General features: G+C 56.8%; 20 protein-coding genes. 11 read left to right on the forward strand and 9 right to left on the reverse strand.

The annotated features are described in order from the left end of the window. The first annotated feature begins 194 nt into the window (after positions 1-194). Positions 195-1,607, forward strand: coding sequence for an amidase (locus Q0478_RS08795; protein WP_298678404.1), 1,413 nt, complete (start codon positions 195-197; stop codon positions 1,605-1,607). A 141-nt stretch (positions 1,608-1,748) separates the two neighbouring features. Beyond that, positions 1,749-2,525 (forward strand): DUF2189 domain-containing protein, encoded by a 777-nt coding sequence (locus Q0478_RS08800; RefSeq protein WP_298678405.1) that lies wholly within the window; start codon positions 1,749-1,751, stop codon positions 2,523-2,525. On the opposite strand, the gene Q0478_RS08805 is transcribed toward Q0478_RS08800, so the two are convergent. Beyond that, positions 2,522-3,268: a helix-turn-helix transcriptional regulator gene (locus Q0478_RS08805; RefSeq protein WP_298678406.1), complete on the reverse strand. Its 747-nt coding sequence runs from the start codon at positions 3,266-3,268 to the stop codon at positions 2,522-2,524. The two genes, Q0478_RS08800 and Q0478_RS08805, sit on opposite strands and share 4 nt — an antisense overlap. A 309-nt stretch (positions 3,269-3,577) precedes the next feature. Between Q0478_RS08805 and Q0478_RS08810 the strand changes: the two genes are divergently transcribed. Beyond that, complete coding sequence (locus tag Q0478_RS08810) at positions 3,578-3,916, forward strand: hypothetical protein (protein WP_298678408.1); 339 nt, start codon at positions 3,578-3,580, stop codon at positions 3,914-3,916. A 68-nt stretch (positions 3,917-3,984) separates the two neighbouring features. Here Q0478_RS08810 and ilvN read toward each other — a convergent pair whose 3' ends face one another. The 3 genes from ilvN to Q0478_RS08825 all read right to left on the reverse strand — a co-directional run bounded on the left by ilvN (position 3,985) and on the right by Q0478_RS08825 (position 7,493). After that, positions 3,985-4,554, reverse strand: a complete 570-nt coding sequence (ilvN, locus tag Q0478_RS08815; protein ID WP_298678409.1) for an acetolactate synthase small subunit — start codon at positions 4,552-4,554, stop codon at positions 3,985-3,987. Between the two features lie 35 nt (positions 4,555-4,589). Further along, a complete protein-coding gene (locus tag Q0478_RS08820) occupies positions 4,590-6,344 on the reverse strand; it encodes an acetolactate synthase 3 large subunit (RefSeq protein WP_298678411.1) in 1,755 nt (584 codons plus the stop codon). Positions 6,345-6,665: 321 nt separating this feature from the next. Then, a complete protein-coding gene (locus tag Q0478_RS08825; protein ID WP_298678413.1) occupies positions 6,666-7,493 on the reverse strand; it encodes an arginyltransferase in 828 nt (275 codons plus the stop codon). Positions 7,494-7,599: 106 nt separating this feature from the next. Between Q0478_RS08825 and rarD the strand changes: the two genes are divergently transcribed. Beyond that, positions 7,600-8,493, forward strand: a complete 894-nt coding sequence (gene rarD, locus Q0478_RS08830) for an EamA family transporter RarD (protein ID WP_298678414.1) — start codon at positions 7,600-7,602, stop codon at positions 8,491-8,493. On the opposite strand, the gene Q0478_RS08835 is transcribed toward rarD, so the two are convergent. Next, the gene (locus tag Q0478_RS08835) at positions 8,469-9,020 is read right to left on the reverse strand and encodes a TIGR00730 family Rossman fold protein (RefSeq protein ID WP_298678415.1); all 552 of its coding nucleotides are present in this window, start codon (positions 9,018-9,020) and stop codon (positions 8,469-8,471) included. The two genes, rarD and Q0478_RS08835, sit on opposite strands and share 25 nt — an antisense overlap. 100 nt (positions 9,021-9,120) lie before the next feature. Here Q0478_RS08835 and Q0478_RS08840 point away from each other — a divergent pair, with 100 nt between their 5' ends. After that, positions 9,121-10,359 (forward strand): Ig-like domain-containing protein, encoded by a 1,239-nt coding sequence (locus Q0478_RS08840; protein ID WP_298678416.1) that lies wholly within the window; start codon positions 9,121-9,123, stop codon positions 10,357-10,359. Between the two features lie 73 nt (positions 10,360-10,432). After that, positions 10,433-12,232 carry an ABC transporter ATP-binding protein/permease gene (locus Q0478_RS08845; protein ID WP_298678418.1) on the forward strand — a complete coding sequence of 600 codons (1,800 nt, stop codon included), beginning with the start codon at positions 10,433-10,435 and terminating at the stop codon, positions 12,230-12,232. A 23-nt stretch (positions 12,233-12,255) separates the two neighbouring features. Here Q0478_RS08845 and Q0478_RS08850 read toward each other — a convergent pair whose 3' ends face one another. Together Q0478_RS08850 and Q0478_RS08855 are read right to left on the reverse strand one after the other, a co-directional pair. After that, the gene (locus tag Q0478_RS08850; RefSeq protein WP_298678421.1) at positions 12,256-15,984 is read right to left on the reverse strand and encodes an efflux RND transporter permease subunit; all 3,729 of its coding nucleotides are present in this window, start codon (positions 15,982-15,984) and stop codon (positions 12,256-12,258) included. After that, positions 15,981-17,264: an efflux RND transporter periplasmic adaptor subunit gene (locus tag Q0478_RS08855; RefSeq protein WP_298678423.1), complete on the reverse strand. Its 1,284-nt coding sequence runs from the start codon at positions 17,262-17,264 to the stop codon at positions 15,981-15,983. The genes Q0478_RS08850 and Q0478_RS08855 overlap by 4 nt, the downstream gene beginning before the upstream one ends. 237 nt (positions 17,265-17,501) lie before the next feature. Here Q0478_RS08855 and Q0478_RS08860 point away from each other — a divergent pair, with 237 nt between their 5' ends. From Q0478_RS08860 to der, 3 genes are read left to right on the forward strand one after another with little or no spacing between them, the layout of a single operon-like run. After that, entirely contained in the window at positions 17,502-18,170 is a 669-nt protein-coding gene (locus Q0478_RS08860) for a tetratricopeptide repeat protein (RefSeq protein WP_298678425.1), read from the forward strand. Positions 18,171-18,223: 53 nt separating this feature from the next. Further along, positions 18,224-19,567, forward strand: a complete 1,344-nt coding sequence (locus Q0478_RS08865) for a PQQ-like beta-propeller repeat protein (protein WP_298678427.1) — start codon at positions 18,224-18,226, stop codon at positions 19,565-19,567. Positions 19,568-19,614: 47 nt separating this feature from the next. Next, positions 19,615-21,069, forward strand: coding sequence for a ribosome biogenesis GTPase Der (gene der, locus Q0478_RS08870; RefSeq protein ID WP_298678429.1), 1,455 nt, complete (start codon positions 19,615-19,617; stop codon positions 21,067-21,069). Here der and Q0478_RS08875 read toward each other — a convergent pair. Continuing rightward, entirely contained in the window at positions 21,066-21,812 is a 747-nt protein-coding gene (locus Q0478_RS08875; RefSeq protein WP_298678431.1) for a hypothetical protein, read from the reverse strand. The genes der and Q0478_RS08875 overlap by 4 nt on opposite strands. Then, on the reverse strand, positions 21,796-23,088 hold the full coding sequence (gene serS, locus Q0478_RS08880; protein WP_298678433.1) for a serine--tRNA ligase: 1,293 nt from the start codon (positions 23,086-23,088) through the stop codon (positions 21,796-21,798). The genes Q0478_RS08875 and serS overlap by 17 nt, the downstream gene beginning before the upstream one ends. 185 nt (positions 23,089-23,273) lie before the next feature. On the opposite strand from serS, the gene yajC reads away from it, so the two are divergent. Both yajC and secD read left to right on the forward strand, forming a co-directional pair. Continuing rightward, the gene (yajC, locus tag Q0478_RS08885; protein ID WP_298678435.1) at positions 23,274-23,552 is read left to right on the forward strand and encodes a preprotein translocase subunit YajC; all 279 of its coding nucleotides are present in this window, start codon (positions 23,274-23,276) and stop codon (positions 23,550-23,552) included. A 39-nt stretch (positions 23,553-23,591) separates the two neighbouring features. Further along, a complete protein-coding gene (gene secD / locus Q0478_RS08890) occupies positions 23,592-25,253 on the forward strand; it encodes a protein translocase subunit SecD (protein ID WP_298678437.1) in 1,662 nt (553 codons plus the stop codon). Positions 25,254-25,256 lie beyond the last annotated feature (3 nt).

Consider the following 25,256-nt stretch of genomic DNA (forward strand, 5'->3'; position numbering starts at 1 on the left):
CCCCTACCTTCTTCTGGTCAAAAATACCTCGGGGGGTCTGGGGGGCTGGCCCCCCAGCTTGGCCTTGGGTCTGGGGGGGGCAGCCCCCCAGCGGGTCGCATAAGGCGAAGCCTTATGGGAAAGTTGCAAACAGGCTTGCACCCCGCCTCAAGGCACAGCACTCTACCTCAAAATTCGACAACAGGGACACGGCCATGAGCGACATCACCGATATGACAGCGCTGGATCAGTCACAGGCCATCGCAAACGGCCAGCTCAGCGTGGTGGAGCTTATGCAAGCCACTTTGGCGCAGATCGAAAAGACCAACCCCGCGGTCAACGCCATCGTCTCGCTGCGCGACGCCGATGATCTCATGGCCGAGGCCCGGGCCCATGACAACGCTCCGCGCAAAGGCTGGCTGCACGGCATTCCCCTTGCGATCAAAGACCTCGCCAATGCCAAGGGCCTGCCCACCTCCATGGGCAACCCGATGTTTGCCAACACAATCGCGCCGGAAGATGATCTTGTCATCGCGCGGATGCGCGCCGCCGGGGCCATTATCATCGGCAAGACCAACACACCCGAATGGGGCCTTGGCTCGCATACTTTCAACCCCGTGCACGGGGCCACGCACAACCCCTATGACCTGTCTCGCAGTGCCGGCGGCTCTTCGGGGGGGGCGGCGGCAGCTCTGGCGGCGCGAATGGTCTCTGTGGCCGATGGGTCCGATATGATGGGCAGCCTGCGCAATCCGGGCGCCTGGAACAATGTCTATGGCTTCCGGCCCACCTATGGGCGTGTGCCCTCCGAGCCGAAGGGCGATAGTTTTTTGCATCAATTGGCGACACTTGGGCCTATGGCGCGCACGCCGCGGGATATGGCCGCCTTGCTGGACACACAATCCGGGCCCGACCCGCGCCAGCCGCATGGCGCGCGGTATGACCTGACGCTGCCGAGCATCGACACGCCGGTCAAAGGCCGTCGGATCGGCTGGTTGGGCGATTGGGGCGGGGCTTTCCCGATGGAAACGGGCTTGCTTTCCCATTCCGAAGCCGCGCTTGCACAGCTTGAGGCATTGGGCCTCACGGTGGAGCCGGTGGCGGCGCCGTTTTCGGCCGAAGCCATCTGGGACAGCTGGATCACGCTGCGGTCTTGGGCCATCGCGGGCGGGTTGTCGGTGTTTTATGACGACCCGGCCAAGCGCGACCAGCTCAAGCCGGAGGCGATTTGGGAAATCGAGCGTGGCCGTGCGCTCTCGGCGATGGATGTCCATCACGCCTCGGTGAGCCGTTCGCAGTGGTTTGAAGCCTGTGCCGCGCTTTTTGAGCAGTATGACGCGCTCATTCTGCCAACCACCCAGCTCTATCCCTTCCCCGTGGAGTGGGTCTATCCGCAAGAGATTGCGGGGCAGGGGATGGACACCTATCACCGCTGGATGCAGATTGTGACGCCTGTTGGATTGCTTGGCTTGCCCTGTATCAACATCCCCCTGGCGACGGCGGGCAATGGTCTGCCGGCGGGCTTATCCGTCTTTGGCCCAAGGGATGCCGATGCGGCGTTGATGCAGCTTGGCGCGGCCTGGCATCACGCCTACCAATATAGCGCTCAAAAGCCGCCCCTGGCCTGATGTGTGGAAGGGTGTCCATACAGCCTGCCATACAGGCAGCCATACAGCCGGCCCTACGCCCTCAAAAGATGATTTGAACAAACATCTTTGAGCCGCTCCCCTGAGCGCCTTACACTGGCAAAAAAGGGAAGGAGAGGGCCTATGAATGGCGAAAACCTGGGGGCCGCAAACCTGGGGCCCGTGACATTTTCTGACATGAAATCAGCGCTTTACAAAGGGTGGTGCGATATGCGGCGCGCCCCGCTCTATGGCGCTGTGGTGGCGTCGATCTGCGTGGCTTTTGGCGTTCTGCTCGCCGCCGTCACTCTGGCAAGCGGCCAGAGCTACTGGCTTGTCTTTGCCGCCGTCGGCTTCCCGCTGTTCGGCCCGTTCACAGCTGTGGCGCTCTATGAAACCAGTCGCCGCTTGGAGGCAGAAGAAGCCCTTGTTTTTACAGAAATTTTTGGCCTCGTTTTGCATCAGGCCCGGCGCCAATTGCCCTCGCTTTGCACCATTATTCTGATGGTCTTCCTATTCTGGTTCTTCATTGCGCATATGATTTTTGCGCTCTTCATGGGGCTGTCCACCATGACCAATGTGTCCAGCTCTCTTGAAATCTATCTCAGCCCCAACGGCCTCACAATGCTGGCTGTGGGCAGCGCTGTTGGCGCGCTCTTTGCGCTCTTGTTGTTCATGATCACAGTCTTCGCACTGCCGATGCTTCTGGAGCGGGAAGTGGACTTTGTAACGGCGATGATCACCAGCTTTGCAGCGGTGCAGAACAACTTGATTTTAATGGCTTTTTGGGGCGCTCTGATCGCGGTGAGCACCTTTGCGGCTTTGCTGCCGCTCTTTTTGGGGCTCTATATCGTGTTGCCCTTGTTTGGCCATGCCAGCTGGCACCTTTACCGCGCTGCGCAGGCGCGCAGCGGCTCTTAACGAAAGGGCTCGCCCGCGCGCATGAGGCGGGCGTGATAGCCGGGCAGCTGGTCAGCGTTGCAAAACCCGACATCACGCGCCATGTGGCGCGCCGCGCGCCAGCCGCCGTGGACATGTTCCACCACAAAGCGGACAACCCGTTGCCCTGACAGGCTTTCTGTGACGGTCCTTGTTGCGTAGCCCTCCCAGTAATTGTTGTGAAACGAGGGCACGCGGGCCAGAAAACTATAGGAGCAAGTGGTGGCACCATGCCGGGCCGCAAGAATGGCAAGCCCATGTTCTTGCTTGAGAATAATGCCACGAAACTCGCGGTTGTAGGGGCTGGCAGACAGGCCCTGATCGGTCATGGCATCGGGCAGTTCGTAGCCGCGCATGAAGGTGCGCCCATCACTGCGCAGGATAAAAAACAGCCCGACAACATAGCGGTTTTCCTCGACAAAACTGGGCCGGCTGAAGCGGTAAAACCCGTCCGGAAGCTCGTGTTGCGAAATGCTTTCTATCGTTTTGCCAAGGTAACCTTGCACCATCGGATGGGTGAAAAGCGCGCTGTTTGATTTGGAAATGGTTTCCACAGGTTCAAGCAAAATGCGGGCATCTACATCAAAGAACAGGCAAATTCTGTGCAAGACATCCGGTCTTGGAAAGCTCTCGCCGGCCAGATAGCGGTTGAATTGCGTGCGGTTGATCCCGAGCTTGCGACAGAGCCCCGCAACGGAGGGGTAACGCGATGCTAACTTTCTCAAATTAGCACCAAATACACTTCTGAGTTGCGCGGGATCGACCTCATTTTCTGGTTTGAATTTGGCGGGCAAAACGCAATCTCTCTACATGACTTTTGACTCGATTCTCATCTTAAGAGTGTTTTTGGAGAATGGTAACAGCTAGAAAGTGGATTTTGATGCGGCCTTGCGTCTTTAGAGACGCTAATTAGCGTCAATTGAGCCTCTCAGTGTCACAATTCTGGACAGTGCGTCACTGTTTGGGGAATGGTGTTCTGATGTTTTTCTATTAAAATTTTATGTATTGGTGATGAGTGTGGAGTTGAAACCAGTATGTATGGCGTGGTTCTCTGGAGCGATCAAAAGGATCAGAAGGCTGTGATCTGGTGTGAAGATCACGGGGATTTGGCGTTTTACGGTGGAGGGGGCACATCGCTGTTTGACGGCCGCTCTCTGGATGCCGGTGATCTTGTTCAATTCAGCGTGCAAGACGGAGTGCCAATGCGGCGCGCCGAAAACCCTGAGCTTGTGGCTGTGCAACATTCTCCGGCACTTGCGCGTCGCCTCATTGACGCGGTCGGGACGGGCCGAAATTTGCAAAAAGTGGCCGGCCAAACGGGCGGCTCTGAGGAAAGCACAATTGTGCCTTTTGTGCAGCATTGCCCTGCGTGAGTGGCCGTTAAGGTATTGACTGCCGTTCCGGAGGGACGCTCGCTCGCATCCGCTCCGACACCGGCCCGCTAAAGCGCAACCTGGCCGCGGGCGAGGGCGGCAACGCCTGTGCGGGCGATTTCGCTCAGCCCCAAGGGGCGCATCAGTTCGCTGAAAGCGTCAATCTTCTCAGGTGTGCCGGTGATCTCAAAAACAAAGCTTTCCAACGTGCTGTCCACGACATTGGCACGAAAAATATCGGCCAAGCGCATGGCCTCAACCCGTTTTTCACCGCTGCCCTCTACCTTGAGCAAGGCCAGTTCGCGCTCTACAGCCGCGCCTTCCACGGTCAGATCATGGACCTCATGGACGGGCACAATCCGGCCAAGCTGGGCTTTGATTTGCTCAATCACTTGCGGTGTGCCGGTGGTCACAATCGTGATGCGCGAGCGGTGTCCGGCATGGTCGATTTCGGCAACGGTGAGGCTTTCGATATTGTAGCCCCGGCCCGAAAACAGCCCGATCACCCGCGCCAGCACACCGGCTTCATTGTCCACCACAACCGCCAATGTATGCGATTCAACATGATCGCTGAAAGTGGGGCGCAGGTTATAAGCCGAATGCTTGTTTGAGCCTTTTTTGATCTTGAGAGCAGACATGGTGCTTCCTTTTCTTCGCTACAGTCGCGGGTGGCTCAAACGAGCACAGCGCCGCTGTTGCCGATTGCGTCTTTGGTGCTGGCATCGCCAAGCAGCATTTTGTTGTGCGGCTCGCCCGAAGGAATCATCGGGAAACAGTTTTCATGTTTCTCCACCAAACAATCCAAAATAACCGGACCGTCATAGGCGATCATTTCTTTGATGGCCTCGTCAAGGTCTTCGGCCTGGTCTACCCGGATTCCCTTGGCGCCAAAGGCCTCTGCCAGCTTGACAAAATCAGGAAGGGCTTCGCTCCAGGAGTGCGAATAGCGCTCGCCATGCAGCAGCTCCTGCCACTGGCGCACCATGCCGAGGCGTTCATTGTTGAGGATAAACTGCTTTACCGGGAGGCGATATTGGATTGCTGTGCCCATTTCCTGCATGTTCATAAGCCAGCTTGCCTCGCCTGCGACATTGATCACGAGGCTGTCGGGGTGGGCCATTTGCACGCCGATCGAGGCGGGGAAACCATAGCCCATTGTGCCAAGCCCACCTGAGGTCATCCAGCGGTTGGGCGCTTCAAAGCCGAGGTATTGAGCCGCCCACATCTGATGTTGGCCCACTTCTGTGCAGATATAGCGGTCATGCTCTTTGGTGAGTGCTTCTAGCCGGGCCAAAGCGTGTTGGGGCCTGATGATACTACCGGTCTGCTCAAATTTCAGACAGTCAACACCACGCCAATCTGCCAGGGTTGTCCACCATTTTTCCAAAGCTTGGCTGTTGGTTTTGCGCCCGCGGGCTTTCCAGACTTTCAAGACATCTTCAAGCACATGCCCCACATCGCCGACAATCGGAATGTCGACACGGATGACCTTGTTGATGGAAGAGGGGTCGATGTCGATATGGGCTTTCTTTGAGTGCGGGCTGAACGCGTCAATGCGCCCGGTGATCCTGTCATCAAAGCGCGCGCCAATGTTGATCATCAAATCACAGCCATGCATGGCCATATTGGCTTCGTAAAGCCCGTGCATCCCCAGCATTCCCAGCCAGTTCTTGCCCGACGCAGGGTAGGCACCCAGGCCCATCAGCGTGGAGGTGATCGGAAAACCGGTTGCGTTTACAAGCTCTTGCAAGAGCTGGCTGGCTGCGGGTCCGGAATTGATCACCCCGCCGCCGGTATAGAAAATTGGGCGCTCTGCGCGCTCCATGGCCTCGACGAGCTCCTCGATCGAGTCCATATCTCCTTTGACAGGCGGCTGGTAGCGGCTCACCTTGACCTTTTGCTTTGGAGTATAGTCACCTGTGGCAAACTGGACATCCTTTGGGATGTCGACAAGCACCGGCCCTGGCCGGCCAGTGGTGGCCACATGGAAGGCCTCATGCAGGGTAGAGGCGAGAGAGGCGGTGTCTTGAACCAACCAATTGTGCTTGGTGCAGGGGCGGGTGATGCCAACGGTGTCGGCCTCTTGAAATGCGTCGGTGCCAATCATGAAGGTGGGCACCTGGCCTGTGAGAACAACAATCGGGATGGAGTCCAGAAGCGCATCTGTGAGGCCCGTGACAGCATTTGTCGCGCCGGGGCCGGATGTGACGAGCACAACGCCGGGCTTGCCTGTGGAGCGGGCGTAGCCTTCGGCGGCATGCACAGCGCCTTGCTCGTGGCGCACGAGCACATGGCGGATGCCGTTTTGCTGGAAGACTTCGTCATAGATTGGCAACACCGCGCCGCCGGGATAGCCGAATATGACTTCCACACCCTGATCCTTCAGGCATTCTACGATCATTTTTGCGCCGGTCATTTGACGTGACATCTCAAAGCTCCATTCCAACTTCCGTTTCGCACATAAAAAAGCCCCCGATCTGTCGGGGGCGCATGGGGTTACCTCAGGGTGTCCGTTACCGGCCCATGCGCCATTTTTCCACAATGACCGCTACATCCAACATTTATGGGTGCCCTTTTATGCGTTTGGGGGACCTTAAGAGCGCTGCGCGGGGGCGTCAACCGCCAAAGCTCGCATAAATGAACTCTGGAGTGGCATTTTTTGTTCTTTTATTGCGTTTTGGATGGCTTCTGTGACAGAAAGCCAAAATCAAGACGGGTTTGGCGCTGTTTCGGCGGCCAAAAGCAGCACTCAAGGCCGCGATCGGTGTGTGGTTAAATCTGGCAGAGAGATATTGGCCACCTGTTCTGCAATTGGAGGGGTTGACAGCGGGTGGGTGGCCACTTCGTGCTGGTGCGGATCGCCAATTGGGGTCCATTGGTTTTGCTTGTAGATTTCAAGCGCCGAAAACTTGGCTTTGTAACCCATTTTTTGACTGCCCGGCACCCAATATCCCAAATACACATAGGGCAACGCGCTGGCGCGGGCGATTTCAACGTGATCAAGGATAATATGGGTGCCAAGGGAATCGCGCGCGCGATCCGGATCAAAGAAGGAATAGACCATGGAGAGCCCGTCTTTGAGCACATCTGTCAGGCAAACGGCCACCAGCGCCTTTGTTTCGCGGTCAATGTATTCAATGACGCGCGAGCGGATCGGAGTTTCCTCAATCATGGCTGCAAACTCAAACACATCCATATCGGCCATGCCGCCGTCAGCATGACGGCTGCCCAGATAGCGGCGGAACAGTTCGTATTGCTCTTCTGTGGCCCAAGGTGAGGTGGCCCGCCGCTCCAGCCCGGCGTTCTTTTTTGAAACACGTTTCTGGCTTTTTGTTGGCTTGAAGGCTTTTGCCACAATCCGAGCGGAGAGACAGGCGGCGCAATCGGCGCAGGAGGGGCGATAAAGGACATTTTGCGAGCGTCGAAAGCCCTGTGCCGACAGCTCGTCATTCAGCCGTGCCGCATTCTCCCCTTGCAAGGCCGTAAAGAGCTTTCGCTCCATGCGCCCCTCGATGTAAGGGCAGGGCTGCGGCGCGGTCACATAAAACTGCGGCGCAAGCGGCAAGGTGTGTCGCATTTACCAGTGTCCTGTTTGTTTGTGGGTAAAGATAACAACGGGATTAAAATTCGCCAAGAATTGAATCAACCTACCCTTAAATGGCGAGAGAAAGAGACAGCTGAAAATGCCCAGCTTGACGTCAAACAGCGCCAAAGGCGTCATCGCAATGGGCGTGGCCTGCGTCGTCTGGGGGTTTTCGCCGCTTTATTACAAACTTTTGGCTCATATTCCACCCGTTGAAATTCTCGCGCACAGAACGATCTGGTCTTTTGTGATTTTTGCCGCACTGTTGGGGCTGCAAGGCCGGTTCGGACAGGTTGTGGAGTTGTTCAAGCGGCGGCAAAACTTGGTTGTCGTGGCCATGGCGGCCTTGATGATTTCGGGAAACTGGTTTGCGTTTATCTTTTCCATTCAAACCGGTCATGCTGTTGAAGCCGCGCTGGGCTATTACATCTTTCCGCTTGTGGCCGTGCTTTTGGGGCGGGTCGTTTTTGCCGAGCGCCTCAGCCGTGCGCAGGGGGTGGCTGTGTTGTTGGCGGGGGCGGCTGTCTCTCTGATGACCTATGGATTGGGCGTCGCGCCCTGGATCTCACTGTTTGTAGCGGCAACATTCGGCCTTTATGGCGTTGTAAAAAAGCGGTTGGCTGCGGGGCCTGTGGTATCTGTCACGGGGGAGGTTGCCGTATTGGCACCGGCGGCTCTGCTGATTTTGGCGCTTGTGCACTGGCGCGGAGATGGACACTTCGGGACAGCGGCCTGGGAAAACGCCATGCTGGTTTTTTCGGGCGTTTTGACGGCCTTGCCGTTGATTTTGTTTTCTTACGCCACACACCGCATTCGTCTGTCAACGGTCGGTCTGCTGCAATATATCAACCCAACAGCCCAGTTCTTTTGTGCCGTGGTGATTTTTCAGGAACCTTTGGGGCTTTGGCAGGTGATGGCCTTCGGGCTGATCTGGATCGGCCTGCCGGTCTATTCCGTTTCCAGCTTGTCTCAGGAGAGAGCCGCCCGCAGGTAGCGCAGGGTTTGATCCACGTCTGTTTTGGTAACAAAAAGCGTTTGCAAACTTGGATCGGCAAAGCCTTGTTTGATGATATGCGCGATCAAGCCGGTGAGCGGCTTCCAGTAGGATTGGACATCGAGCAACACAATCGGTTTGCTGTGCAGCCCGAGCTGCGCCCAAGTGAGCACTTCAAAGAACTCGTCTAAAGAGCCGGCACCCCCGGGCAGCACCACAATGGCATCTGCATTCATATACATGACTTTTTTGCGCTCGTGCATGTTCTCGGTGATGACGAAGCGGCTCAGGTCGCGCTTGCCCACTTCTTGGTCCATCAGGTGGGTCGGGATGACCCCGAAGGTCTCAGCACCTGCGCTCTGCGCACTGCGCGCCACGGCCCCCATCAGGCCAACATCGCCGGCACCATACACAAGCCGCCATTTTTGCTGGGCGATTGCGCTGCCGAGCGCTTCTGCGGCGGCCTTGTAGGCAGGGTCTGTTCCTTCGCGTGAGCCGCAGTAGACACAAACAGAATGTTGTTTCACAGTCGCCTCGCGCTTTTGATCACATGTTTTGACCCTTCATACGCAACTTGCTATGCTCGCTCAACCCGCGTGACAGCGGAGCAAACATATTGGGGCACCAATGAGCACTTTTTCGAACGTGATTGCGCGCAACAAAAGCAATCTAGCGCTTTCCAGCGCGGCCATATTTTTGCTGGGGCTTGCCGGCTTTGGCCTCTGGGGGCAAGGCCCTGAGCCTGAAGTTCAATCGGAAGCGCAACTTCAACCTGAAACACAACCTCAATCGGGAGCGCAATCAGAGCCGCAATCGCCCCAGCCGGAGCAAGCAGAGGGTGAAGTCGCCACCACGACTTCTGAGCCGAGTGTGCCAACGCAGGCCACGCCAGAGTCCGACGGGCAGCAGGTTGCATCGCAAGACAGCGCGTCCGGCAGTCAGCAAGAGGCCCCGCAAGAGCAGGTGGTCAGCGTGATTGCACCCAAGTTTGACATCACGCGCGTCGACGCAGGTGGCCAAACATTGATTGCTGGTCAGGCCGCGCCAAAAGCTCAGGTCGAAGTTTTGCTCAACGGTGATGTGATCGCTGTGGCACAAGCCGACCCAACGGGGGAGTTTGCGGTTTTTGTTGAGCTTCCCGCAAGTGCACAGGCGGGTGTGTTGAGTCTGCGCGACTCCGCACAGGGGCTGGAAAGTGATGCGACCATCATTGTTGCGCCAATCCTGCCGCAAGACCCTGAACCCGTGGTTGTGGCGCAGGCGGCTGCACCGGATGTGCCGTCAGCGGAGGTTATTGAAGAGGCCAGCGAGCCAGTGACCAGGCAAGCACCAGACCCCCAACAAGAGGCACCTGCACAGGCCGTTCTCATGGCCAGTGAAGATGGGGTGACCCTGTTGCAACCGGCCTCTCCCAAGGTGGCCGATCAGGTGGCTCTGGATGCGATTACATATTCGGACCAGGGAGATGTGGAGCTTGTGGGCCGCGCGCCCGGCGATGCCGTTTTGCGGGTGTATCTGGACAACGAGCCAGTGACCACCGAGCGCACCGAGGAAGGCGGCACCTGGAAAAGCGCGCTGCCCAATGTTGAAACCGGCGTCTATACGCTGCGGGTTGATGAGGTTGACGCGGCGGGCGCTGTGAAAAGCCGTGTTGAAACGCCCTTCAAGCGAGAAGAACCCGCGAAGCTGGCCTCAGACACGCAGGTTAAGCTGGTCACTGTTCAGCCCGGCGCCACACTCTGGGCTATTGCGCGGGAGCGCTACGGGCAGGGCGAACTCTATGTTCAGGTCTATGAAGCTAACAAAGACCAGATCCGCGACCCCGATCTGATTTATCCCGGGCAGGTATTTGATATTCCTGAATGAGGGCATCTGGCCATTGCGCGGTAATCAGCTTATCCCTGACGGCTGATGATTTACAGGCAATGGTGACAAGAGCATGACACTGCAACAACAAGAGCGCGCTTCTGGGTGGCGCACGATCAAACGTGTGATGCCAGCCCTTTGGCCTGAAGGCGAGGCTTGGGTAAAGCGGCGTGTTGTGATCGCTATGCTTGCGTTGTTCTTGTCAAAGCTGATCGCTGTGTATACGCCGCTTATCTATCGTGATGCAGTGAATGCGCTTTCGGGGGATGGCGTCTCTGATCTTGCGTTGGGTGCCATTGGGCTGACGGTGGCCTACGGCATGGCGCGTATTTTCTCCAACGGGTTTCAACAGCTCAGAGATGCTGTTTTTGCCGCTGTTGCGCAGCGCGCTTTGCGCAAGCTCGCCCTTGAAACCTTTTCGCATATCCACAAACTTTCGATGCGCTATCATATTACCCGCAAAACCGGTGGATTGAGCCGAATTATAGAACGTGGGGTCAAGGGCGTTGAGTTCCTTTTGCGGTTCCTGCTGTTCTCGATCGGCCCGCTCATTTTGGAGCTGGCGCTTGTAGCGGGTATCTTTTTTGTGTTGTTTGATGTCTGGTATCTGGCTGTGGTGGTTGTCACCGTGGCGCTATATGTCTGGTTCACATTCACAATCACCGAATGGCGCGTGCGCTTGCGCCGCGAGATGAATGATCGCGACACAGATGCCAACCAGAAAGCTGTCGACAGTCTGCTGAATTTTGAGACCGTCAAATATTTTGGTGCAGAGCGGCGCGAAGCCATGCGCTATGACACGGCCATGGCCGGATACGAAACCGCAGCCATCAAGACGGCGTCTTCACTGTCGTTTCTCAATTTCGGACAATCCTTGTTGATCACCCTTGGCTTGATTTCCGTTATGGTTTTGGCCGCAATGGGTGTGCAGCGAGGGGAATTGACCGTTGGTGATTTCGTGATGGTCAACGCCTATATGATCCAGATTACAATGCCACTTAACTTTCTGGGAACAGTCTATCGCGAAATTCGCCAGAGCCTTGTGGATATGGGCGAGATGTTTGATCTGCTTGGCCAGCCCCCCGAGATTGAGGACAAAGCCGGCGCAAAAGATATTCAGGTCTCTCGCGGAGAAGTGGTCTTTGAGGATGTGCATTTTGGCTACGATCCCAAGCGCCCTATCTTGAAAGGTGTGAGCCTTCGCGTCGCTCAGGGCGAAACCATTGCGATTGTTGGGCCCTCGGGCTCGGGAAAATCAACCATTGGACGCTTGCTGTTTCGCTTTTATGACGTCCAGTCGGGACGTATTTCTTTAGACGGACAAGACCTGCGGGATGTGACACAGGAAAGCCTGCACGGGGCAATTGGTGTGGTTCCGCAAGACACGGTTCTGTTCAACGACACCATACGCTATAATATCGCCTATGGGCGGGATGGCGCTGGAGATGACGAAATTATCGCTGCGGCCAAAGCGGCACAGATCCACAGCTTTATTCTATCTTTGCCCGATGGGTATGACACCACGGTTGGAGAGCGCGGTTTGAAACTCTCTGGCGGGGAAAAACAACGGGTTGGTATCGCGCGCACCCTGTTGAAGAACCCGCCTGTCTTATTGTTGGATGAGGCAACCTCTGCACTGGACACAGAAACCGAGCGCGACATCCAGTCGGCTCTGCGTCAGGCCGGTGAAGGGCGCACTGTCATCACCATTGCGCATCGGCTCTCCACGATTGCTGATGCCGATACGATTATAGTCCTGGAAGATGGCGTGGTCGCAGAACAGGGCACACATGAGGCCTTGCTGTTGCGCAAGGGGCGTTATGCCAGCCTTTGGGCGCGTCAGAATGCGGAAGAGGAAGAGGGCGCAGCCTAAGATCTGCACCCCCTTATCTGGTGTTATTCGGCGGCCTTGACGCCGCTGCCGGATGCCTTTGGATCTTTGGGCGCTGTTTTCCCTGAGCGCTCAAGAACGGCTTTCACCTCTTCAGCACTTGGCGCGCTTGCCAGATCTTCCGGGTCGTCATAGCTCTGATCAAGAGTGTCCCAGAGAATTTCGGGCGCTTTGATGCGGCGAGCGGCACTTTGAAGGGCCAGGTCTTTGGCAATACGGCTGGCGCTGCCCATAGAGGCTGCCGCCAACATGCGTGCGCCCCACCCAAGATAGGTTGAGAGCCAGACGCGCAGCGCCAGCATCGAGGGTGTAAACACCAATGTCAGGACGGTGGCGATTCCGAGACCGAAAACAACCGCCGTGGCCAGTTGTTTCCACCAGAGCGCTGTCGGGCTGTCTATCGAATAGCCACCATTGACGAAGTCGAGGCTGAGCCCGAACATCATCGGTGCAAGCCCCGCCATGGTTGTGACCGTGGTGAGCAAGACCGGGCGGATCCGGTCTTCTGCTGTCCGGACAATCGCTTCGATCCTTGGCATGTAAGATGAATATTCCTGATAGGTGTCGATGAGAACAATATTGTTGTTCACCACAATACCTGCCAAGGCGACAATGCCTGTGCCTGTCATGATGATCGAGAAGGTTTGGTCCATAACCAGCATCCCGATCAGCACACCGGCGGTGGACAGAACAACTGCCAGCAGAACCAGCACTGAGTTGTAGACACTGTTGAATTGCGCCAACAGAATGATGAACATCAGGCCGAGGGCGCCGGCAAAAGCATTGCCCAGAAAGGCCTGGCTCTCGGCCTCGTCTTCCTGATCACCGGTCCATTCCCAGCTTACACCTTGAGGCAGGGGGTTCGTTTCCAGCCAATTTGTAAGATGCGCGATGCGGTTGCCCGGGGTCAAGGGGAGTGCTTCAAACCCCTTTTGCGTCAGACTGTTGCGCAGCTCTTCATCACCGTCCCATGTGGCTGCCGGTATGGCTTGGGTTTCGCCTGTCTTGGCGTTCTCCAATAGCAGAGTAGCGCTGGCAACCCCGGCCTTCACATCAAAGTAACGTTTCTGATCCGCTCGGTTGATCTCGGCGAGTTTGGCCACGGGTTGACGGGTGAGAAAGTTGGACAGCGGGATCAGGCCATCGTTTGTGCGCAGCTTGAGCGAGTCAAGCGTGCTTAGAACGCGGTCTTTTTCCGGCAAGCGAACCCGAATTTCGATTTCTTCATCAGACGTGTCAACACGCATGGTGTCCAGAAGCAGCCCGCGCGTCACCAGCTGGATCATCCCGCCAACGGTCGCCACATCCGCGCCAAAGCGGCCCGCTTCCTCGACGTCCACATCAAGTTGCCAGTCTATTCCGGGAAGGGGCAGAGTATCTTCCTGAAGGGTTAAGCCTGCGGTTTGATCAAACTCTGCGCGCACTGTTTGCGTGGCTGCGATGAGGGTTTCCCAATCATCTGCCTTCAAGCGCAGGTGAACAGGCTTTGCAGACGCAGGCCCGCGCGATGCGGCCAGAATTTCAATTTTGATGCCTGGCAGCGTTTCCAGCGCAGCTGTCAATTCGTCAAGAACAAGATCACCGTCAAGGTCAGGTCTGTCACGGCGGTCTTCCCAGGGGATGGTTTCAAACTGGATCTGGCCAATGGTATCCTTGGGCGGTTGAGCGCCTCCTGTGTTTGAGTCCAGCCCGCTATTGCCGGCAAAGGCGAAAGCATTGTCCACCCCTGGATGGGCCAGCACAATCGCCTCTGCACGGCGTATCAGCTGGTCTTTTTGCGCAAGGGAAAGGTTGCCGCGTGCACGCACATAGACGATGGCCATTTCTGGTTCAGATTCGACAAAGAACTCCGTGCCGTTGTTGTTTTCGCCGTAGTAGCTGAAGACTGACATGACAAAAAAGAACACGCTCGCAATCGCGACAAGCGGCATGACAGGGTTGGCCGTGATGAGATGGATGAAAGACCCAAACAAGGTGCGTTGCCGACCGGCCTTTACAGCCTTTCTTGTCCATTTAATTTGGGCAGCGCCCAGCGTGACGGAGGCTGCAAAACTTCCGAACATGAACAGGCCAATGCCCGGGAGCAGTGAAAGAACACCTGAAAGGGGTGCTGTGCCCCCAAAAAGGTAGCCAGGGTTGAGACATTGCATGGCTCCCAGGAAAACAAGGTAGAGCGCTGGTGGCACCAAAACTGCGCGCAGCCACCAAGGGGCCGCTGCCCGCAAGGCATCAGATGTCTGTCCAAACAGGCGGCTCATTCGGCCTGTGACGCCGCCCATGACGGGCAGGTAGATCAAGGCCACAACAAGCGAAGCCGACAAGACAAAGATCAGAGTTACCGGCAACATTCCCATGAATTGTCCCGGCACACCGGGCCAAAACAACATTGGCAAGAAAGCGCAGAGAGTTGTTGCTGTCGAGCTGACAACCGGCCAGAACATGCGCTTCGCGGCTTCCACATAGGCGTGCATTGGCCCGGAGCCTTCAGAGATGCGCTTGTCAGCATATTCAACCACGACAATCGCCCCATCTACAAGCATCCCCACGGCGAGGATCAATCCGAACATCACAATGTTGGAGATGGTCACGCCCATCATTGCCAAAAGGGCAAAACACAAGAGAAACGAGGTTGGAATGGCAAAGCCGACCAGCAGGGCAGGGCGCACGCCAAGTGCCGCCAGAACAACAATCATCACGAGGGCAATGGCGGTAAGCACGGAGCCTTCAAGCTGGGCAATCATCGAACCCACAACGCGCGACTGATCATTTGAGGTGCCCACATATACGGCGGCCTTCAGCTCGTCGGGCCAAGCGGCGCTTTCTTTGGCGACAAGCTGTTTGACCTCGTCTGCCATGTCCAGAAGGTTGAAGCCCTTCCGTTTGACGACTTGCAACGCCACTGTGGTTTCGCCGTTAAAGCGGGCGGTGCCCAAGCGATCTTCAAACGTAAGCCTGATCTCTGCGAGATCGCCCAGGGTTACAACGCGGTCTCCATTGACCTTCACAGGGAGGTTGTAGACGTCTTGTGGTTCGTTGAAGCTGGACGGTATCTTGACGGCAAAGGCACCGGTTGCGCTTTCAATTTCGCCGGCTGCAATCAGCTGGTTGTTGTTGCGCACCACATTGATCAACTCGCCGGCCGTGACATTGTAAGATTCCAGGCGCAATGGGTCGATGATCACCTCAAGCATTTCATCGCGCTTGCCAGCGATCCCGGCTTCCAGCACCGCATCCAGGCTCTCGATCCTGTCTTGCAAACTCTCCGCAACGCGGCTCATGGTCCGCTCGGGCACATCGCCCGTCAGATTGATGATCAGAACCGGAAACTCGGAGAAGTTGATTTCATTGATAGAGTATTTTTCGGCACCGTCTGGAAAGTTGGCTTCCGCGGCGTTCATGGCCTCGCGCACATCTGCCATCACCGCCGATTTATCCCAACCAAACTCAAACTCAAGAAACAGTCCGGCATAGTTTTCGGCTGCTGTGGCTGACATTGATTTGAGGCCGTCAAGGTCGGCCATCTCGGTTTCCATAACCTTGACAAGCAAGGTCTCGCTGTCACTGGCCGAAATGCCCGGGAAAGGCACCGATATAAATAAGCCCGGAATTTGGATGTCTGGTTCACCCTCCTTGGGCAGGTTGGCGTAGGCAAAACCACCCACCAGCAGCGACAGGAAAATAAAGGCCATGATCATCCGGGCGCGGGATGCGGCCCAATCTACAAGACCGGTCATTGAGCTGCGTCCTCAAACTCGGGGGCCACAGCCACGCCATCGATCACATATTCCTGACCGACAATGATGACATTTGCCTTCTCGGCGAGGCCATCCAGCCAGACGCCACGCACATCATCGCGCAACAAGGTGACCGGTTGAAAGGCCGCCATCTGCTCTTCATCCACCAACCGAACGCCCAAAAGGCCGTCGTTGTTCAGAGTGAGCGCCGATTGCGGCACCAGATGGGCTCTGCGGCCTTCGGCACCAATCATGATCTCGGCGGTTTGTCCGTCACGAACTTCCAAATTCGGATTGGGCACTTCTATTTCCACGCGGAAGGTGCGGGTGAGCGGGTCAGCACTGCGCCCCAGAAAACTCACCGAGCCGGTGAGGGTCTGGCCAGTGGAAAGGCGCCCAGCAGCGCGGGCGCCAACATTGACACGCCCAACCTGTGCCTCGGGCACAAATCCAACAAGCTTGATCGGGTCAAGCTGGATGATCGTGGCGCATGTTCCTCCGGGTTGGATCAGCGCGCCCAATTCGGCCGTGTCGCTTTCAAGGAGGCCCCCAAAGGGCGCGCGCAGCTCTAAGCGTGAAATTTCCTTTTCGGCCGCGGCGACATTTGCTTCTGCCGAGCCAATTGCCGCTTGCACGGCCAGCATCCCTGATTGGGCAGTTTTCAGCGCAGCTTCTGCGGATTTTACGCCGGCTTCCCCGCCACGCACAGCGGCCGCCGTTGAGGCGACCCGCGTGTCGGAGGCAAAACCGCCCTCAGCGAGCTTGCGCGACGCGTTGTCATTGATAAGGGCTTCTTCCAGCAACGCTTTTGCTTGTTCAAGCTGCGCCTCGGCGGTCGGAATTTGGGCTTCGGTCTCGGGAATACGCGACTTGGCTTCCGCCAGTCTTGCTTGCGCTTCGGCAAGGCTGGAAACGCGGGTGCCAGGGTCGAGCTTGCACAAGATCTGGCCCTCTTGGACAAAGGCACCTTTGCGCAGGGGCTCTGATATCACCAGGCCAGATGTCTCTGCACGCACGGTGACTTCGCGCGCAGCTTCGGTTTGCCCGCGCAACACAACGGCACTGTCGATCTCTTGTGCAACCGATCTGATCGCTATCACGCCGACCCGGCGCGCGCCGTCTTCAGATGCACTCTGGGGAGCATTGCTCTCTTCAGCCGTGGTCAATGTTGTCTCATCTGTCTGCCCGCCGGCGAACGAGAGCAACTTGTCCCGTTGAACCACCAGGAAGAACAGAAAAACCGTTACCAATGTGGCTGTTAAAATAGGAATAATTCGCATCCGCGCGCCTTTTTATTTTGGGCCGATTGCCCCGACAGTATTCTGATATTGAACCTTACGAAGGTAGGGGCTGCATAGATCAGAAAGTCTAAACTGTCCAGTTCAGTTTGGTGGCTCCGTCGGCAGGGGTATCAGGCCGCATCACGAGAAGCCTGGCGGATTTCTGATCTGCACGCGGCAGGCCTTGGCAGCCGCCAGACAAGGTTGTAAGAGAGGCTAAACAGCGAGGGCATATTTGTGAGCGATACCGACAGTTTCATTGAAGAAGTCAGCGAAGAGGTGCGCCGAGACCGGCTGTTCGCATGGATGAAGCGATATGGCTGGATCGCCATTTTCGCCGTGCTGTTGATTGTGGGGCTTGCGGCTTACAACGAATACCGAAAAGCGCAGGAAGTGGCGCGTGCGCAAGCCTTTGGCGATAGGGTGCTGATGGCGTTGGAAAATGACGAGGCAGTGGCGCGCGCTCAGGCCCTGTCTGAGATCGAGCCAAACGAGGCAGGGGCTGCGGCGGTTGTTGGGTTGCTGCGCGCCAATGAGCTTGCACAAACCTCAGACAACGCTGGGGCGGTGGACGCGTTGCAGCGTATCGCGGATGATATAGCCACACCGCTGGTGTATCGGCAGATTGCAAGCTTCAAGCTGCTGTCGCTTCAGGCATCGTCCTTGAGCCTCGAAGACCGAAAGCTGGGGTATGAGGCGTTGATTGGTGGCAATCCACAATTGCGCACACTTTCCGAGGAGCAGCTTGCCCTTATTTTGATCGAGCAAGGCAAGACGGACGAAGCAATAGTTGCTTTGGAGGCAATCGTTCAGGATAATGAAGCCACAGCGGCTCTCAAGCGCCGGGCGACCCAATTGATTGTCGCATTGGGCGGGTCGCTGTCCGGTTCGGCGGCACTTGATTGATCTGCAATAGCCAATACTGCTGAGCGCTCTCAGAGGGCGGAAGGGAAGACACAATGAACACGGGGTTGCGCAAATCAGGCACATTCTTTCTTCTGTTTGGTGTTCTGGCCTTGATGAGCCTCAGTGCTTGCGAAGAACCTGAAGTTATTCTGGCCGGTAAACGCGAAGCGCTGCGCGCGGATGAAGCGAGCTCTGCCGAGCTGTCGGGCACGCAAAAAGAGAACCGCGCCCTGCCGTTCGCGCCTGGGCCTGAAGTTAAGAACAGCAATTGGCATCAGCGGCATAACAGCCCGCATACACGCGTCTCCCACCCAGCTTTTGCGGGGGCTTTGGAGCCGATTTGGAGTGTCGATATAGGTGAGGGTAACAGCCGCTATGGCCGGATAACCTCGGAGCCGGTTGTGGCACAGGGGGTTGTCTATACCTTAGACTCAGAAGCGCGTGTGTCTGCGACGTCAACATCGGGTGCGGCGCTTTGGAGTGTCAGCTTGGTGCCTGATCGGGACAGTGCACGCGACGCCACAGGAGGCGGGCTCGCGTATGCAAAGGGTCGCCTTTTTGTCACGTCCGGGTTCGGGTTTGTAAGCGCGCTTGACGCCACAACAGGAGAGCGCCTGTGGCAACAGGCGTTGTTGGCGTCAACATCTGGCTTGCCAACTGTGCGCGACGGAATTCTCTATCTGGTCGCCGGAGATTCAACCGCTTGGGCCCTCGACACGCAAACCGGACGCACGCTTTGGCAGCTCGGTGCCGCCTCTGACGACAACAATGTCATGGGGGCCGCCGCTCCGGCTGTGGATGAGCGCGTAGCTGTTTTTGCGTTTGGTTCTAACGAGTTGCAGGCGGCCTTTCGCAAAGGCGGGCTGCGTTTGTGGGATGCCTCGATTCCGGGCAAGAGAGCGGGTCTTTCCCGAAGCCGAATTTCGGATGTGACAGGTGATCCGGTGATCGTTGGGACCAAGATTTATGCAGGCACTTTTTCAGGCCGCACAGTGGCGTTGGACGCACAAACTGGTGCAAGGCTTTGGACCGCAGAGGAGGGCCCACTCGGGGCAGTTTGGGTGGCCGGGGGATCGGTCTTTATGGTCTCGGACAACAATGAGTTGCTGCGTCTTGATGCACAGAGTGGAGAGCGGATCTGGGGCACTAAGCTGCCCTTTTTTGTGACAGACCGGCCCAAGCGGCAAAAGACAATATTTGCCCATTACGGACCCGTTCTTGCGGGGGGGCGCCTCTATGTGGCTTCCAACGATGGTTTGATCCGTGCATTTGATCCGACTGACGGCAGCCTGCTCAAAACAGTTGAGCTGCCCGGCGGCGCGGCAAGCAGCCCGGTGTTTGCTGGCGAGGCTCTCTATGTCGTCAGCGCCAAGGGACAACTTTTCGCTTTCCGTTGAGACCAATGTAAGATAGGTGCGGCTTTTCGCGACTGGAGCGCTGAAACATGAGTTTTACCTTGGCTATCGTAGGTCGGCCCAATGTCGGCAAATCAACTTTGTTCAACCGCTTGGTTGGCAAGCGGCTTGCCTTGGTCGATGATCAACCCGGCGTCACGCGGGATTTGCGTGAAGGCGAGGCCAAACTCGGCGATCTTCGCTTCACGGTCATTGATACGGCAGGTCTGGAGGATGCGACAGATGACTCTCTGCAAGGGCGGATGCGCCGCCTGACGGAGCGCGCGGTTGAAATGGCAGATGCCTGTCTCTTCATGATAGATGCTCGCACGGGGGTGACGCCAACGGACGAGGTCTTTGCTGATATCTTACGCCGCAAAGGCAGCCCTGTTTTCGTGGCTGCCAACAAGGCAGAGGGCATGGCTGCGGATGCTGGGGTGATGGAAGCTTACGGCTTGGGCCTAGGTGAGCCAATCCGACTTTCTGCAGAGCACGGGGAGGGGCTTCCGGAACTCTATGCAGCCCTGATGCCAATGGCCGATGCCTTTGAAGAGCGCTCCAAGGAGATTGCACCTGAGACAGATGTTACCGTGGACGAGGACAGCGATGTTCCCGACCATACACCCACGCCCAAACGGCCGCTGCAAATTGCGGTTGTAGGCCGTCCGAATGCTGGAAAATCAACGCTGATCAACAAAATTCTTGGAGAGGACAGGCTGTTGACGGGCCCGGAGGCCGGGATCACGCGCGACGCGATCTCGCTCACTTTGGAATGGTCCGGCACCCCGGTCAGGATTTTTGACACGGCAGGGATGCGCAAGAAAGCCAAGGTGCAGGATAAGCTGGAAAAACTCTCGGTGTCTGATGGCTTGCGGGCTGTCAAATTTGCTGAAGTTGTTGTTGTGTTGTTGGACGCGGCGATCCCCTTTGAACAACAGGATTTGCGGATTGCTGATCTGGCCGAGCGCGAGGGTCGGGCGGTTGTGGTGGCTGTGAACAAATGGGATATTGAAGACGAAAAACAGGAAAAACTGCGAGATTTGAAAGAATCTTTCACGCGCTTGCTGCCCCAGCTCAGAGGTGCCCCACTGATTACGGTCTCTGCGAAGACGGGGCGTGGCCTAGAGCGACTACACGCCGCTATCCTGAAAGCACATGACGTCTGGAACATGCGGATCACCACAGCCCAGCTGAACCGCTGGCTTGACGGTATGGTTCAGGCACACCCGCCTCCCGCCCCACAAGGCAAGCGCATAAAACTGCGCTACATGACCCAAGCCAAAACCCGCCCGCCGGGCTTTGTCGTGATGTGTTCGCATCCTGACAAGGTGCCAACGGCTTATTCGCGCTATCTGGTGAACGGGCTGAGGGAAGATTTTGAGATGCCCGGCACTCCCATTCGCCTCTATATGCGCGGGCAAAGCGATGCGAACCCGTTCAAGGGGCGAAAGAAGCCTGCGCCCTCAAAGTTGCGCAAACATACCCAAGGCAAGAAAAAGGATTAGGATGCCGCAGGCCTGATCTGCTTGAGCATCAAATAGCCTGCCCCAGCGACAGACAGCCCTAGGGCTGCTCCGTTCAGCGGCGCGACATTGCTCAAAGCAATGCCCACAAGCGCCCAAATCACCGCCAATGGGTATGAGACGACATCTGGGCGCGCCTTTTGAACGGCGATGGCGATTGTGAGCGCTGTTGCAAGACCAGCTATTGCTGCGCTTGTTTGGGTTAGGTGGCCATACCCGGCGAGAAAGAGGCCAAGGGAAACGGATGCCGCCGCTGTCAGCCAACCTGCATATAATCCTATAGGTTCGCGAAGCCACCAGCGGTCGGCATTCGTGCTGCGCAAAAGAGCCACCACTGCGCTGAATAGCATTCCCCAAATCAGCAGGGTCGCATAGCCGACCGAGAGCTGCGCGACGGCAATCCAGGAGCTGCCCATAAGAAGGCTGATAGACAGGGCCGGGCGCGCACTGTGCCAGTCGGATGACAGGGCTCTTTTGACGAGGCCGAAACCCGCACCGGCGATCAACCAGATATAGATGAGCCCCCAGATAGAAAACGCATATCCCGCCGGCTGTATTGGCGCGTTGTCCTGTGGCACTTCAAATTGCTCAGGAGAGAATCCGCTGAATCCCCCGGTGAGGAAAGGTGCCGCCGTAAAAACAAGTGCGGCAGCGAATGTCAGTCCAGCACTGCCAAATTTCATCACGTTTCCTTGGCTGTAGACGGCTTCAAGAAAGCGTCCCATCCGCGTTGAGCACTGTCTTGCCGCCCAGATAGGGCCACAGAGCGGCTGGCAAAGACACGGAACCGTTTTCTTGCTGGCCATTTTCCAGCACCGCGATCAGAGCGCGCCCAACCGCCAAACCGGAGCCGTTCAGCGTATGAACATATTGCGGTTTGCCTCCGTCGGCAGGCTTGAAACGGGCCTGCATCCGGCGGGCTTGAAAATCACCGCAGACAGAAACGGAGCTGATCTCACGGTATTTTCCCTGGCCGGGCAACCAAACCTCGATGTCGTGGGTCTTGATTGCACCAAACCCTATATCGCCAGTGCAGAGCACCACCGTGCGATAGGGCAGCTCGAGTTTTTCCAAGATCGCCTCTGCGCAGCGGGTCATCCGGTTATGCTCTTCAAGGCTTTCGCTTGGGTGGGTGATGGACACCATCTCGACTTTCTCAAACTGGTGCTGGCGTAGCATCCCGGAGGTGTCGCGCCCGGCGCTGCCTGCCTCGGAGCGGAAGCATTGGGTATGAGCGACATACCGGCGTGGAAGGGTCGATTGATCGACGGTCAACCCATTTACGATGTTGGTGAGCGTCACTTCGGCAGTCGGCACCAGCCACCAGCCGTTGGTGGTTTGGTAGCTATCTTCTCCAAATTTGGGGAGCTGGCCTGTGCCTTGCATCATCTCTTCTTTGACAAGCACCGGCGTCCATGTCTCGGTGAGCCCGTGGGCGTCGATGTGTGTGTCGACCATCATTTGCGCCAAAGCCCGATGCAACCGCGCAACGGCGCCGGACAGGACCACAAACCGGCTGCCTGAAAGCTTGGCAGCTGTTTCAAAATCCATGCCCGATTTTACCGCTTCAATTTCAAAGTGCTCGCGCGCCGCAAAGTTGAGCGCGCGCGGCGTGCCCCAGGCGCGGACTTCTGTGTTGTCTTGCTCATCGGCCCCGTCCGGCACATCAGGATGCAACAGATTTGGGAGCCCGGAGAGCGCTTCGCTTAACTGAAGGTCAAGGGCTTTTGCCCGCGCTTGAAGCTCGGCCACTTCGGCCTTCTTGGCGGCGACCTCTTCGCGCAATGTGTTGAAGGCAGCGTCATCCCCTGCGGCTTTCGCGGCACCAATATCTTTTGCGGCCTTGTTCTGGGCTGCTTGTGCTGTTTCAGCCGCCAAGATCATGGCGCGCCGTTCCTCATCGAGCTTTAGAATGCTTTCGGACTGCGCCGAAAGCCCGCGGCGCTGCATGGCGGTGTCAAAGGCACTCGGGTTCTCTCTGATTTCGCGAATATCATGCATCCTGTCCGTCCTTCTCAAGAGTGAGTCTGTTGGTGGTCTTATGGCCGATTTTGCGGGCGAAGGTAAACGGGCTATTGCAGGGGCTTTGTGAAAGCCATTGCCCATTGCAAACAGGCCTGTTCACGCATAGTTAGAGCTGAATTACAAAAGGCTTTGCCTACAACCTGACCAATACGGGGGCACTTATGAGACCTGGTGACTTACTTATGCTGGCCGCAATTTTTGCGATCATGTATTTTCTTTTGATCAGACCACAACAAAAGAAGATGAAAGAACATCAACAGATGATCGAAAATATTCGCCGCGGTGATCAGGTCATCACGCAGGGCGGGATTGTCGGCAAAGTGGTTAAAGTGCGCGATGACGGCGAGCTGGAAGTCGAGATTGCGGATGCTGTGAAAGTGCGTGTGATCAAAGGGACGATTGCACAAGTTTTGAACAAGACTGAGCCAGCCAAAGCCTAATTGATCAGGCGCCAAACGACTCACGAGGCGGAGCCTTCAATGTTACAGATTGAGAGATGGAAACGAGTTCTGATTTGGCTCGTTGTAGCCGCTGGTATTGTGCTGGCCTTGCCGAACGGATTTTACACACGCGTCGAGACCCACAATGACGCCGTCAAAGCGATCGAGGCAGGCGGATCGGCGGCGGGACTTGCCGAGCAAGCGGCACTATGGCCCGATTTTTTGCCCTCCGGGTTGGTGAACTTGGGATTGGACTTGCGCGGCGGCGCGCATCTGTTGGCCGAAGTTCAGGTCAAGGACGTTTACGAGGCCCGCATCAAAAGCATGTGGCCAGAGATCCGTGATCTGCTGCGCGAAGAACGCGAGACGATTGGCACGATCCGCTTGCAAAACAGTGATCCTGAGACGCTTAGGATCCGGATTTCCCGCAGCGACCAGCTTGAAAACGCGGCCAGCCTCGTGCGTGGGATCGCTCGGCCTGTGAGCGGTTTGAGCGGTGCTGGGGCGAGCGACATTGATGTTTCCGTTGAGGGGGACAGCCTTGTGGTGCGCCTGTCTGAAGCCGAGATGTTTGCAACAGATGAACGCACGATGCGCCAATCGCTTGAGATTATTCGACGCAGGATTGACGAAGTCGGGACGCGTGAGCCAACGATCCAGCGCCAGGGGCGGGAGCGTATCTTGATTCAGGTGCCCGGTCTTGGCAGCGCTGCTGAGCTCAAAGAGATTATCGGCACAACTGCACAGCTCACGTTCCATTCTGTTGTGAGCCGTGCCGACAGAGAGGATGCCCCTGCTGGTGCGGGCAACTATGTTTTGCCCTCAATTGATGGCGATGACATCTATTATATTCTCGAAGAGGCTGCGGTGGTGACCGGGGAGGATCTGGTCGATGCACAGCCTGATTTTGATCAGAATGGCCGCCCGGCTGTTTCTTTCCGCTTCAACACCTCCGGTGCGCGCCGCTTTGGCGATTATACCGCCGAGAATATTGGGTCACCCTTTGCCATTGTTCTGGATCGCGAGGTCATTTCGGCGCCGGTGATCCAAAGCCATATCGCGGGTGGTTCGGGAATAATCACTGGAAACTTCACGCTCGAAGAAAGCACGAACCTAGCCGTGTTGCTGCGCGCTGGCGCCTTGCCTGCTGGGCTTGCGTTTTTGGAAGAACGCACCATCGGGCCAGAGCTTGGGGCTGACAGTATTGAGGCCGGGAAGCTTGCCTGCATTGTCGCCTTCATCGGTGTGTTGGCGTTCATGATACTGAGTTATGGCCGGTTTGGGATCTTTGCAAATATAGCGCTTGTCATCAATGTGGTGCTTATTTTCGCGCTGCTTTCGATGCTGGGGGCCACGCTAACGCTTCCGGGGATCGCGGGCATTGTTTTGACAATTGGGATGGCTGTTGATGCCAACGTGCTCGTTTTTGAACGCATCAGAGAAGAATTGCGAACGGCCAAAGGGCCGGCACGGGCGATTGATCTTGGTTATGAAAAGGCCCTTTCGGCCATTGTAGATGCCAACATTACCACCTTTATCACAGCGGTTATTCTTTACGCAGTAGGCTCTGGCCCCGTGCGCGGTTTTGCGATCACGCTGGGCTTGGGCATTCTCACGTCGGTGTTCACGGCAATTTTTGTCACGCGTCTGATTGTAATCATGTGGTTTGAGCGCCGCAAACCCAAGACGCTGGAGGTCTGACCC

Source organism: uncultured Lentibacter sp. (assembly GCF_937123735.1).
Lineage (GTDB): Bacteria > Pseudomonadota > Alphaproteobacteria > Rhodobacterales > Rhodobacteraceae > Lentibacter.